At 39.7% G+C, this 12,257-nt stretch carries 12 protein-coding genes; 2 read left to right on the top strand and 10 right to left on the bottom strand.

Annotated features, from left to right (window positions below; all coding sequences use genetic code 11):
- Positions 1–4: 4 nt before the first annotated feature.
- Positions 5–1,315, bottom strand: coding sequence for a TolC family protein (locus IA57_RS10000; RefSeq protein ID WP_036122759.1), 1,311 nt, complete (start codon positions 1,313–1,315; stop codon positions 5–7).
- A gap of 270 nt (positions 1,316–1,585) precedes the next feature.
- Between IA57_RS10000 and IA57_RS09995 the strand changes: the two genes are divergently transcribed.
- Positions 1,586–2,584: a metal-dependent hydrolase gene (locus tag IA57_RS09995; protein ID WP_036122755.1), complete on the top strand. Its 999-nt coding sequence runs from the start codon at positions 1,586–1,588 to the stop codon at positions 2,582–2,584.
- Between the two features lie 5 nt (positions 2,585–2,589).
- Here the strand turns inward: IA57_RS09995 and IA57_RS09990 are convergent, their stop codons facing one another.
- The 7 genes from IA57_RS09990 to IA57_RS09960 form a co-directional block, all read right to left on the bottom strand.
- The gene (locus IA57_RS09990; RefSeq protein ID WP_036122752.1) at positions 2,590–3,186 is read right to left on the bottom strand and encodes a methyltransferase domain-containing protein; all 597 of its coding nucleotides are present in this window, start codon (positions 3,184–3,186) and stop codon (positions 2,590–2,592) included.
- 2 nt (positions 3,187–3,188) lie between these two features.
- Positions 3,189–3,485, bottom strand: a complete 297-nt coding sequence (gene trxA, locus IA57_RS09985; RefSeq protein WP_036122749.1) for a thioredoxin — start codon at positions 3,483–3,485, stop codon at positions 3,189–3,191.
- 9 nt (positions 3,486–3,494) lie between these two features.
- The gene (locus IA57_RS09980; protein WP_036122745.1) at positions 3,495–4,445 is read right to left on the bottom strand and encodes a c-type heme family protein; all 951 of its coding nucleotides are present in this window, start codon (positions 4,443–4,445) and stop codon (positions 3,495–3,497) included.
- Between the two features lie 116 nt (positions 4,446–4,561).
- On the bottom strand, positions 4,562–4,900 hold the full coding sequence (locus IA57_RS09975) for a rhodanese-like domain-containing protein (protein ID WP_036122742.1): 339 nt from the start codon (positions 4,898–4,900) through the stop codon (positions 4,562–4,564).
- Positions 4,901–5,019: 119 nt separating this feature from the next.
- Positions 5,020–6,432, bottom strand: coding sequence for an MBL fold metallo-hydrolase (locus IA57_RS09970; protein WP_036122738.1), 1,413 nt, complete (start codon positions 6,430–6,432; stop codon positions 5,020–5,022).
- Positions 6,433–6,503: 71 nt separating this feature from the next.
- Positions 6,504–7,298 (bottom strand): sulfite exporter TauE/SafE family protein, encoded by a 795-nt coding sequence (locus tag IA57_RS09965; RefSeq protein ID WP_036122736.1) that lies wholly within the window; start codon positions 7,296–7,298, stop codon positions 6,504–6,506.
- Between the two features lie 62 nt (positions 7,299–7,360).
- On the bottom strand, positions 7,361–7,990 hold the full coding sequence (locus IA57_RS09960) for a Crp/Fnr family transcriptional regulator (RefSeq protein WP_036122734.1): 630 nt from the start codon (positions 7,988–7,990) through the stop codon (positions 7,361–7,363).
- Positions 7,991–8,160: 170 nt separating this feature from the next.
- Between IA57_RS09960 and IA57_RS09955 the strand changes: the two genes are divergently transcribed.
- Positions 8,161–8,532, top strand: a complete 372-nt coding sequence (locus tag IA57_RS09955) for a hypothetical protein (RefSeq protein WP_036122731.1) — start codon at positions 8,161–8,163, stop codon at positions 8,530–8,532.
- Positions 8,533–8,587: 55 nt separating this feature from the next.
- Here IA57_RS09955 and ccsA read toward each other — a convergent pair whose 3' ends face one another.
- Together ccsA and IA57_RS09945 are read right to left on the bottom strand one after the other, a co-directional pair.
- A complete protein-coding gene (gene ccsA, locus IA57_RS09950) occupies positions 8,588–11,770 on the bottom strand; it encodes a cytochrome c biogenesis protein CcsA (RefSeq protein ID WP_036122728.1) in 3,183 nt (1,060 codons plus the stop codon).
- An 88-nt stretch (positions 11,771–11,858) separates the two neighbouring features.
- On the bottom strand, positions 11,859–12,248 hold the full coding sequence (locus IA57_RS09945) for a group III truncated hemoglobin (protein WP_036122726.1): 390 nt from the start codon (positions 12,246–12,248) through the stop codon (positions 11,859–11,861).
- Positions 12,249–12,257 lie beyond the last annotated feature (9 nt).

Below are 12,257 nucleotides of genomic sequence, written 5' to 3'. Positions count from 1 at the left end.
ATTTTTATTGTGTTAAAAACTGCACGTAGGCTTGTGCGTAGTTATATTGATAAATGGTTTGATAATATTCTAGTTGTTTTTGTGCGTATTGGGTTTCGGCCATTAACAAATCGGATGTTTTTTCTAGGCCTTCTCCAAAACGATTTGTTCTAATTCTAAGAGACTCTTTAGACTGTTTTAAAGCCAATGCCGTTAAATTCAATTTCTTTTCGGTATCGTTTAGCGCTCGCCATGCTTTATTAAGCTCCATATCGCTTTTGGATTTATATTGTTCGTATTGGAATTTGGATTTATCGTAAGTCGATTGCCCTTTTTGGATTTTCCCAAAACGTTTGCCTCCATTAAGAATATTCCAGCTTAATTGGGCGCCAAAAACATAGCCGTTAGCATGCCCCTGAAACATCTGGTCGTCGTACAATTCATAGCTTCCAAAGGCGTTCAAGCGTGGTAAAAAATTCATTTTCTCGGCTTTAAGCATGGTCTTATAAGCATCGGCCGATAGCGCCATGGCCTTAATGTCTGAACGTTCTTCTGAAATTACATCCTTAGGGTTAAGGGTAACAACTTCAACCTGTAGGCTATCTAAGGGGCGATAAACAACCTCCTGGTCTTCATGCATTAAAAAAGACAGGTAATCCGATGCATTTTTTACATGACTTTCTGCTGTATGCAATTGGCTTTCTACTTCAGAAACACGTACCTCAACAGCAAGAACATCGGCCTTCTGGAGATAGCCTTGCTTAAAGCTGTTGTCGGCCAATTGCTTATTGGCCTTTGCCGCTTTTAAGGCCGTTTCTACTACCGCTACAGTTTTATAGGCCAACTGCAATTGCATATAGGCTTTTTCGACCTCCAGGCTCAAATAATCCTTGGTACGCAGCTGCTGCAATGCCATGGCCTCCATTTTTAATTTGGCTGCCTTACGTTGGTAAACGCCATCGAAGTTTAATAAAGGCTGTTGAATTTCAAACTTTGTTGTAAAGTTTTGAATTTGATCGGGATCGTTTAACAACGCTGGATTAAAATCTGACTGACTCACAATTTCCTGATTGATTTTTGCTCCAAATGCTGCCAAGGGATTGGTGGTAGACATGCCGGTATGCGACACCGAAATGTTTGGTAAAAAAACAGCGTTGGTCTGACGAAAATCTGCCTTGGCTTGATTAAAATCCGCTTCAGATATTTTTAGCGTTCTATTACTTTCCTGCACCTTACCCAATACGTCGGCCTTAGAAACAGGCACAATTTGCTGTGCTTGCAGTCCTGAAACAAGACCAAAAAGGGCTATTGCTATGGTGTATATTTTGCGTTTCATACGTTATTACATTTTATACCACAAAAATACGGCACAAGACAACCCGTGTCAGTAACATATGTTACCAAGAGAATCACATTTTAAAACGCTATTTACATCCCGAAACAACGTGTTTTCTTGAAGCCAACTATTCGAAACACAGAGCTATAATGGTATTTTAAGCCTTAAAACCGAAATGCTGTTATAAGGACGATATGTTTAACGAAAACCCTATCTGGTATTGAGGATTTCTTTTCGATTAAATGATTAGATTTGCACTTTATTTTTTATATGGACTCGTTAACTCAAATTGTTTTAGGTGCAGCCGTTGGAGAGGTTGTTATGGGAAAAAAAGTAGGCAATAAAGCCATGCTTTACGGGGCCATTGCTGGAACTATACCAGACCTTGATGTGCTGGCTTCGCATGTTACCGATACCGTTACTGCCTTGGAAATTCATCGTGGGTTTACACACTCTATTGTCTTTTGTGTCCTTTTTGCTCCTGCCCTTGGCTGGTTGGTTTCTAAATACGAAACTCATAAACACGTTAAAGACTGGGCCTGGCTATTTTTTTGGGCATTTTTAACCCACCCGCTCTTAGATGCCCATACCACATGGGGCACCCAATTATTCTGGCCATTAGATTTAAGGCTGGCCTATAAGAATATTTTTGTGATAGATCCGCTATACACGCTTCCTTTTCTGGGCTGTTTGCTCATAGCCATGTGGTACAAACGCACCTCTAAAAAAAGGCGGTTTTACACCTATTTAGGGTTAATTTTAAGTTCGTCTTATCTTTTTATAACGGTTATTTTAAAAGGGCTTGCTTACCTTCAATTTGAAAAAGCGTTGACCGATCAAAACATAACGTATATAAAAATGGACACAAGGCCGTCCCCCTTAAACACCATTTTGTGGAACGCCAATGTTGAGACCAAAGACCATTATCTCCTTGGAAGTTATTCGTTTTTCGACACGGCGCCCATGTCCTTTACAGCCTACCCCAAAAACACAGCTCTGTTGGGTGATTTGATTCTCCATGAAAAAGTAAAGCGAATGATTGCCATTTCTGAAGGTTGGTATACCATTTCCGAAAATAATGGGCAGTTGTATTTTAACGACTTGCGCTTTGGGCTAATGAGTTTAGAACCTAGCTCCCAAGACTTTGTTTTCCGATTTTTAATTGAAACACACCCTAACGGTGTAGTAACGTTTACAGAACAACCTAGAAATCGAGAGAATGCCCGACAATTAATGGCCGCCCTTTGGTCTCGAATTAAAGGGAATTAACAATTTTATTGGGGTTGTAATGGGCAAAGTATCATAAACAGTTCCTTGTCCAAACGTTCGGGCACAGAATTGTAGCACTTTTCTAAAACCCGAATGGAAAACAAGCTACTAAAAAACTCTAAATATGCTGCTTTTTCTCCGCCAAAGGGAGGTGTATCACTATTTAAAGGCACACCAAACAAAACACCTACCAACTTACCTGAAGGATGTAATAGCTGCGCCATTTTTTTAGCATAAGCTGGCCTTAAACTAGGCGTTAGGGCACAAAAAAAAGTTTGCTCTATAATGAGGTCGAAAGCCTCCTTAACATTAAAAAAATCGGTGTGTAGGCAATGGTGTTCAGGGAAGTCTGGCACGCGCTTTTTAAAATTAGCCAAAGCCGTTTTAGAGATGTCTAGAACATAAACATTTAAAAAACCTTGACGGTGCAAATACTCTGCTTCGTAGGAATTACCGGCTCCCGGGATTAGTATTTTTACCGTTTTGTCTTCTAATTGGTCTATGTAGTGCTTTAAGGGTGGAGAAATGCGCCCTAAATCCCATCCTGTTTTTTCATCCTTATACCTATTGTCCCAATACGTTGCATTTAAATGGTGCTTCATTATTAGGTATGGGTTTTAAGAAGCGTTATTAACTCTGAAGCTTGTACCACACCCGACTGCCGCCAGAGCTGTTGCCCGTTTTTATACACCATTAGTGTTGGCACGCCCCGCACTTGGTACTTGGCTGCTAAATTTTGGTTCTTATCGACATCTATTTTAATAACAGCAACCAATTCGCCCAAAGCTTCTTTTACTTGCTTAAGTATGGGAGCCATCGTTTTACATGGCCCACACCATTCGGCATAAAAATCGACCAAAACTGGACGATCTTGATTTATAATTTCTGAAAAACTGCTCATACGTTAATTTTATTTTTTCATGGTAATTTCCCAAAGGCCCCGCACTTGGTCTACATCATAACCTACAGCCAAATCGTTGGGGTACAATTGCTTTATTCTGGAATACACCTCTGGTTTTATATCTTGGCCAGGAGTTCCATGGCATTGTATGCACATGGTGTTTGTGGTTATGGGAGCGTAAAATTTAACTGTTGAATCCTGTTCTATCACAACCGCTTTGGGTGTTTTTTGCGCTTCCATGTCTTTTGTGTACTGTTCTATTAAACCCGTAGCATAGGCATTAGCACTATTTTTGGGGTTTCGGGCTTTGTTGGACACCCGTTTAATCTGCACCTTATGAGCCATAGCCACGCTGTCGGTTATGGGGTAAGCAACTTCATTGCAAAAAGACACCGCCTGCAAAGTTCCTTCTTTTTTTATGGTTCCCATAAGGTTTTTTCCCAATTGGCCTTTTGTAAGCATGGCATAAGCCATACCCCTTTCTTCGTAAGACTCACCCTGTATTTCAGGTTTTGCAGCTTTAGCCTTTTTGTGTTTGCCATGTCCCTGCTGTTTTACATCGAATGTATATAGGTAATCGGCAATTTGAGCCATGTGCTCTTTAGACAAGGGCATCTTGGGCATGATACCAAATTTTTCTACAGCCCCAGGCATTTTCACATTCTCGGGTGTGGGATTCTCCATCCAATTCTGAAGGGCTGCAACAAATGCCGCTTTACCCATACCGTCTTCTAAATAGTGTCGCTTTACGGCCCACATTGGCGGTGCAATCCTATTCTCGAAAGTTGCTGTTGGGCTATGGCACACATAGCAGTTGGTCTCTAACAAGGCTTTTCCTGGGTGGTCTTGCTCTGCCACTAGCATTTCGGCCTGTTGCGTTATTTTAGACTCTGTTTTCTCCTTGCAACTAAACCCCGTAAGTACTAGGACTAGCACGAGTAACATTTTAAGGTTAACCATTATTTTTCAATTTTTCCGATTACACAACTTGCACTTTTTTTAAAAACAAACGCCCATCTTCTGAAGGCAAACATCCCTACGCATGAAGCGCTTGCTTAACCTTGATAATAACATAATTACCAGCTTAAATACCCACCCTTTAAATCGTAAATTTCAGAGAAGCCCATTTTCACCAACTTATTGGCTGCTTGCCTGCTTCTAACACCGCTCCTGCAATAAACATAAACGGGTTGGGTTTTATTTAATTTTTCGAACTCAGCCGGAAACCCTCCTGAGTAAAAATCGATATTCTTGGCGTTTTTTATGTGTCCAGACTTAAATTCTTTTGCTGTTCTAACATCAACCAATTGAACATTTTTATGTTCTAAAATACGTGTTTTAAACGCATCTGGCTGCAACACATTAATATTTTTATGGGTCGCCTTGGCGCTAAATAACATTGATAGTAATGACATGTTTTAATTTATTTTTAATGTAAAATTACAACCTAAAGACGAGTTGTTTGGTAACCTATGTTACAAAAAAAAGAGCGGGAAATCCCGCTCTTCAGCTATTAATCAATACCCTCACTAAATTATTTTAGCGTGGTAGGGCATACATAATCGGTTACAGGAATTCCTGCGTCCTTAATGGCTTTAAAGCCTCCTGCTACATCTACTAAGTTATGAATTCCTCTGCTTTTAAGAATAGACGCCGCTATAACAGAGCGGTATCCGCCAGCACAATGTACGTAAAAGTCTTTGTTTTCTGGGAATTCCGATAGATAATTATTAATATAATCCAATGGTGTATGGTGGGCGTTTTTAACATGCTCTGATACAAACTCCCCGTCTTTTCTTACATCAAATACCGGAATATCATCAGATTCTAAGCGTTTTTTAAATGTCTCGGCCGAGATGGACTCTAACTGGTCTACTTCTTTGCCTGCGGCTTTCCAAGCGTTAAACCCACCTTCTAAATACCCCAGCGTATTATCGAACCCCACACGGGATAAGCGCGTTACGGTCTCTTCTACACGAGCTTCATCGGCGACCAGTAAAATGGGTTGTTTAACATCTGCGATTAAAGCACCAACCCAGGGGGCAAACCCACCATCGATCCCTATAAAAATGGATCTTGGAATATGGCCTTTTACAAATTCTGTTTGATGACGAACATCTAACACAATTGCGCCTGTTTCATTGGCAGCTACTTCAAAAGCTTTTGGTGATAATGCTTTTGTGCCACGCTCTAACACCTCATCAATATCTTCGTAACCTTCTTTATTCATTTTAACATTAAGCGGAAAATACTCTGGTGGTGGTGCTAAGCCATCGGTAACCTCTTTAATAAATTCTTCTTTAGTCATATCGGCACGTAAGGCATAATTCATTTTCTTTTGGTTACCTAAAGTGTCTACCGTTTCTTTCATCATATTCTTCCCACAGGCCGATCCGGCACCATGCGCAGGATAAACAATAACCTCGTCTGCCAAAGGCATAATTTTTTGACGTAAACTATCAAACAGATAGCCTGCTAAATCTTCTTGTGTTAACTCTTTACCTTTTTGGGCCAAATCTGGACGACCAACGTCTCCTAAAAATAACGTATCTCCACTAAAAATAGCATGGTCTTTACCATTTTCATCTTTTAAAAGATAGGTTGTACTTTCCATAGTGTGTCCTGGTGTATGCAAGGCTATTATGGTTATATCTCCAAGTTTAAATTCTTGTCCGTCTTTGGCTATTACGGCATCAAAACTTGGGTTTGCATTAGGACCATATACTATTGGTGCTCCTGTTTTCTTTGATAAAGTGACATGTCCACTAACAAAATCGGCGTGAAAATGGGTTTCAAAAATGTATTTAATAGTGGCTTGATCTTCGGCGGCTTTGTCTAAATAAGGCTGCACTTCACGCAGGGGGTCTATAATTGCCACTTCGCCCTGGCTTTCTATGTAGTAGGCACCTTGTGCTAAACAGCCTGTATATATTTGTTCTATCTTCATTGTTGTAATTTTAGTTATTCAAAAATACTAATGTTTTTTTATATGGTTTGCCACTTAGGTTACATTATACGCTAAGCCATGATTTCCTTGATTAAAATATAGAGGGCCATTACCATCACAAACCACCCAAAGCTTTTCTTTAGTTTTTTGTTGGAGATGTATTTTGAAAAATAGCCGCCCAGCAGTATTCCTACAATGGTTATTGCCGAAAAGGTTAATAAGAACTGCCATTCTATTGCTAAGGTTTGAACATCTCCGGTAAACCCAATTAAAGAGTTAAAAGCAATGATTACCAACGAGGTTCCAACGGCTTTTTTCATGTCTAATCCAGCCCATAACACTAAAGCTGGCACGTACAAAAATCCGCCTCCAGCGCCTATTATACCTGTTACTACCCCTATAAAGAGCCCTTGAACAAACGTTTTGTAATACGCCTGTGACTTTTTTTGAATGCTGTGCTCCAGATTTTTTTTATTTTTTATCATTGATATGGAAGCCAAAAACATAACCAAAGCAAAAAATACCATAATAACCATATCCTTAGTAAACACATAAGAATTAATGGTGAAGATTTGCTCTGGAATAAAGGGGACTAAAAAACGTCTGGACAGGTAAACTGCCAAAAAAGAAGGAAACACAAAGGTAAACCCCGTTTTAAAGTCGACAAGCTTTCTACGATGTTTTTGAACAACCCCTACCAAAGAGGAGGACCCCACCACAAAAAGCGAGTACGCCGTGGCAACAACGGGGCTATATCCTAACAAATAAACCAATAGAGGTACCGTTAATATGGATCCGCCGCCACCAATTAGCCCTAAAACTAAGCCTATCACCAAGGCACCTATGTATCCTAAAATATCTTCCAAAAGTTACAATCGTTTAACCATGCAAAGGTAAAGGTCTTTATTTAAGAGCCCCGTAACAATGGTTACAGTTTTAAAACTTTTATTGCATTACGCTGCAATTCAATAACATGCTGATTTTCCAGCGATTTTAACAATCTAGACACCACAACTCTAGATGTGTGCAAATCGTTTGCTATTTGCTGATGCGTTACCGTTACCAGGTCGTTGTGGTTTACCATAGCTTTGTCTTTAAGGTATTTGTATATGCGCTCGTCCATTTTTAAAAAGGCAATGGTATCTATCGCTTCTAAAAGTTCGACCAAACGGTTATTATAGCTTTGCAAAATAAAGTTTTGCCAGCTTTTGTATTTGGCCATCCACAGCGACATAAACTTAACGGGAATCATCATGATACTGGAATTGGTTTCGGCCACGGCAATGATCTCACTTTTCTTTTGCCCCATGCAGCAGGTTAAGGTCATGGCACAGGTATCGCCAACCTCAAGAAAGTAAAGTAAAAGCTCCTCGCCTTCTTCATCTTCACGAAGTACTTTAATAGCTCCAGATATAATAAGGGGCATAAACTTCACATGTTCGCCAATGCCCAATATGGGGTCATCTTTAGAGACTTCCTTAAACACCCCAACTTGCAATATTTCGTCAAGGAGTTCTTCTTCAAAAAGGTAGTTGTAATTCTCTATAAACGTATTCATGACCACAAGTTATTAGCAGCACAAATTAACACTATTTTTTGTAACCTCTAAACGGAAACCTTTAGCAACACATACTGTTAGCACGGCTTAAACTCCAGCCTAACAACCCTAACTTGTTTTTTAACAGTGCATTAACCCAAGAAGTGATTTTTTTTTATTAATTTAATAGCATGATATCACAAGACAAAATTGAAAACGAATTTTTTTTAAAGGAAACCCTAGCTTATCTGGAAAATCGTGGCTTTAGTAATATTAAAGCTGATTTAGAGGGTTACGAAGCGCCTAAATCCTACCTTAAAAAAGGTAGCGATATTACCATTACACCAGATATTGTTGCTGAAAAATCTGGTAGAAAGCATTATTTTGAAATTAGCCTGAAATCTGAAAAGCCTAAATTATTGAAATCGAAATGGCGGTTTTTGGATGTGCTTACCCGCATGAAAGACCACAGGTTTAAAATTGTAACTAGGCGCGGGCATTATAAGTTTACCCAAGACATGTTGGACGATCTTAATTTAGACAAAACACCCATTAAACTTTAATAAAAAAGCCAATCTTAAAAGATTGGCTTTTTTATTTCTTATTGGTAAACCCAACTTATTTTTTATAAAACTTAACATATTTGCCATAAGCTAAAACACCTATTACCGCTACAATAGCACAGGCAATCCCGATAAATTTCAAACTTATAATCTGGTCACCACTAGCATAAGAGTGCAAGCCTGCCAGGTAAAAGTTCACGCCAAAATACGTCATTAAAATACTTGCAAACGCAATAATAGACGCCAAGTTAAACCCAAACCTGCTTCGCAATCCAGGAATTAATCGCATATGAATTACAAAGGCATACACCATAATACTAATTAAGGCCCAGGTCTCCTTAGGGTCCCAACCCCAGTAACGTCCCCAGCTTTCATTGGCCCACATGCCGCCTAAAAAGTTTCCTATGGTTAATAAAGCAAGCCCTACGGTTAGTGCCATTTCGTTTATAATGGTTAATTCCTGAATGTTAACCAACATGCGTTTTTTATTGCTCTTGGTGGTAAAAATCATTAAGAATAGCGATACCAAACCTAAAATCATACCCAATGTAAATGGCCCGTAACTGGCCACAATAACCGCAACGTGAATCATTAACCAATAACTATCTAACACAGGTTGTAAATTGGCAATTGAAGGATCCATCCAGTTCCAGTGGGCAATCATTAAAATCATAGATGTTACAAAAGCTGTAGCGGCAATGGTTAGGTTGCTTTTTCTTCCAAAAATCAACCCGAATAGCATGGTTGCCCAAGCCACGTAAATCATGGATTCGTAGGCATCACTCCAAGGGGCATGCCCAGAAATGTACCAACGGGCTATTAAGCCTACTGTATGCAATAAAAACAGGAATACAATAATGCCCGCAAATATTTTTACCAGCAACGAGAGGTACTTGTTTTTGTAATTAAAAATCTGAATAATAAGTACCACAAACATAATGGTGGCCACATACATATACCAGCTAAACAACCTCTGGAAAATATCGTATTTATTATAGTTAATCTCGGTATTTATCTTCTCGTCTGAAAGCATGACGTTACCGCCAAACTTATGCTGTGTTTTCTTAAAAGCCTCTAAAAGGTCGTTGGCCTGTTTAAAATCGTTGCTCTTTTTGGCTTCGTTTAAGGCGAATAAATATGCCCCAAAACCACTATTCACAAAGTTGCCGTAGAGAGAATCGGAGATTTTCTCGTTAAAGCCATCCCGTCTGTACTCTATTGAGGCAATCCATTTGTTATTCTCGTCGTTAGGAATAGGAAAAATTCTTAGGGCGTAACCTTCTATGGTATTGTACAGCAAGTTAACCTTTTGGTCGGCATCTTTAAATTCTTTTTGAAAAGCATTGGGCACTTGTGCCTCATAGGCATCTTTAAGATACGGCCCTAGTTTATAGTCGCCTCGCTCTGAAAAGAAATCGACCAGAGCAGCATACTTTTGTTCTTTAGGAATACCTATGATGCTACGTAAAGAATCTGCCTTTTGAGGTTTTAAATAAATAAGTGGCACATTGTACCAAAGCATTGGGCTTTCGTGTATGGAAAGAAACACTTGGTTGGCGTCCAGATCGTTATAGGTATTGTGTTTGCTTAGCTTGCGCAGCATTTCAGAAGCAAATGTATTTACTGGCATCATACGCCCATCGATATCCTGAATAACCAAATGCCCGAATTTATCGGCATGTGCCTTGGGTGCAATGTTGGCCGCAATAACAGAATCTATTTGCGCTTTACTAGGCTTGCTATGCAGGTGACTGGTTTGTTGGCTTTGCGCCATACCTTGAAAACATAGCAACAGTACAATAACACTTAGTCCGGCTTTTTTAGCCTTTACTTTTTTCAATTGACGTCTCAGGTCGGCAAAGCGAGTGTTCTTATCAAACAAAATGGCCAATAACCCAATATACAGTAAAAAGTAGCCAATGTAGGTTATCCAAGTACCCCAGAAATCGTGGTTTACAGAAAGCTTAGTCCCTTTTTCGTCTGGGTCGAAACCTGCCTGGAAAAAGCGGTATCCTCTATGGTCTAGAATATGGTTCATATAAATGCGGTAATTAAAATTACCTTCCTGCTCGTCTAATACGGTTACTTCACTGGCAAAAGCCGAGTAGCTGTTTTCGGTTCCTGGATAGCGATCGGCAATAAAGTCGTTAAGCTTTACGCTAAAAGGCAGCTCACGAATTTTAGAGCCGTATTTTACAGCAATATCTAGACCGGCAATTTTTACTTGCTCGAAGGGGTTGCTACGCCCTAGCCCACCTAACAGATTTACTTTTTGGGTTTCGCCATTAGAGGTTACGCTAAGCACCACACCATCTTCATCGCCCTTAAGCAGTTGTGATTTTTTAACCAAATCGAACTCACCTGTAACTACGGGCTTTGGGAACACCATTTGCAAGTCTCCTATAACATATCTAGAGCGCAATACCAAGGGCTGCACTGAGTCTTTTACCAATTGTCCGCTTGCCATGGTTGCCATGGTTAAATATTCGCCTTCAAAAGGCGATTCTATGGTTAATTCGCCATTATTGTTGGTAATATTAACCGCGCCATCAACATGTTTATCTAAAGAAAATAACACATTGTGAATGTTCTGTACTTCACCCGATTTTAAAAAATGATTGTGGGGATCGCCGCCGCCTGCTTCAACAATTTTTAAATATGCTTCGCCGTCGTTAGATGGTACGACGTCCATTTCGGCGCCTTGAATAAATTTTTCCAACTCGAAAGTCACCTTTTGCCCGTTATAAACGGCTGTTCTTTTAAAGGTATTTTCCATTCTATGCGAAAAATCTACTTCCCATTCTCTGGGTAAGCGCTGTGGCACGCCATCTATTTCAAAATCGCCATCTATATAGGCGGTAATGTAGGTTTCGCGTGAAAGGAAGGTGTTTTCGGTATCGCCTTCCCGTATGCCCATCATGCCTTCGTACCCAATGTATCGGGTAACTCCGGCACCAACAAGAATTAAAATAAACGACAAGTGCAGGATTAGGGTAGCCCACATTTCCTTGCGCCAAAGTCTGTATTTTTTTATGTTTCCTAAGAAATTAAGTACAAAAACAACCATAATGGCCTCGAACCACCAGGTGTTGTAAATCATATTTCTGGTGTAAGCAGTTGGCGACGTATCTTGTCCTGCGTCCATAAATGTTCCTATGGCCATTGCAGCTGCAAAAGCAATAAAAAGTACGGCAGTAAGTTTGGTAGAGAACAGGGTTTTGGCAAGTTTATTTAACATAGTCCTTGGCTTATTTTTAGCTCGCGCAAAGGTAAGGCTTTTTGTTCACTTTTTGTGTTTTGGGCACGAGTTGTAGGTGTTAAAATTATTAAGATGATGATCTGGCCATAAAAATATTCATGTACATGAAAGTGGCCATTTTTCGTGCTTTGCCTTTGGCATTTTCGGCATAATCGCCCTTAAACAAAGTATCTACAGTGTTTATCCAAAGGTTTAACCAAAGTCCAAAGTGCTCTTGGGTTATGGTATGGTCGTTGGTTTTGTCGACCTTTATATGTGCTTGCAGCGGATTGCCGTAATACTTTGTTTTTAAAAATAAACTCGCTTCCCAAAAGTCAGTGAGCTTTTCGATGTGTTCGTCCCAATCTGTAATGGCTGTTTCAAAAAAAGGAGCCAATACCTCGTGTGCTCTAATGGCTTTGTAAAACGTACGCACCAAAGTATTAACATCCTCTCGGGTAGTTATGTCTGTCTTCATATAGCAAAA

The organism is Mangrovimonas yunxiaonensis, assembly GCF_000733475.1.
GTDB lineage: Bacteria > Bacteroidota > Bacteroidia > Flavobacteriales > Flavobacteriaceae > Mangrovimonas > Mangrovimonas yunxiaonensis.
This window is presented reverse-complemented; position numbering and strand designations above follow the sequence as displayed.

Bases quoted from the DNA above. Each gene is read 5' to 3' on its own strand.
- IA57_RS10000 (WP_036122759.1), bottom strand. From the start codon at position 1,315: ATGAAACGCAAAATATACACCATAGCAATAGCCCTTTTTGGTCTTGTT.
- IA57_RS09995 (WP_036122755.1), top strand. From the start codon at position 1,586: ATGGACTCGTTAACTCAAATTGTTTTAGGTGCAGCCGTTGGAGAGGTT.
- IA57_RS09990 (WP_036122752.1), bottom strand. From the start codon at position 3,186: ATGAAGCACCATTTAAATGCAACGTATTGGGACAATAGGTATAAGGAT.
- trxA (WP_036122749.1), bottom strand. From the start codon at position 3,485: ATGAGCAGTTTTTCAGAAATTATAAATCAAGATCGTCCAGTTTTGGTC.
- IA57_RS09980 (WP_036122745.1), bottom strand. From the start codon at position 4,445: ATGGTTAACCTTAAAATGTTACTCGTGCTAGTCCTAGTACTTACGGGG.
- IA57_RS09975 (WP_036122742.1), bottom strand. From the start codon at position 4,900: ATGTCATTACTATCAATGTTATTTAGCGCCAAGGCGACCCATAAAAAT.
- IA57_RS09970 (WP_036122738.1), bottom strand. From the start codon at position 6,432: ATGAAGATAGAACAAATATATACAGGCTGTTTAGCACAAGGTGCCTAC.
- IA57_RS09960 (WP_036122734.1), bottom strand. From the start codon at position 7,990: ATGAATACGTTTATAGAGAATTACAACTACCTTTTTGAAGAAGAACTC.
- IA57_RS09955 (WP_036122731.1), top strand. From the start codon at position 8,161: ATGATATCACAAGACAAAATTGAAAACGAATTTTTTTTAAAGGAAACC.
- ccsA (WP_036122728.1), bottom strand. From the start codon at position 11,770: ATGTTAAATAAACTTGCCAAAACCCTGTTCTCTACCAAACTTACTGCC.
- IA57_RS09945 (WP_036122726.1), bottom strand. From the start codon at position 12,248: ATGAAGACAGACATAACTACCCGAGAGGATGTTAATACTTTGGTGCGT.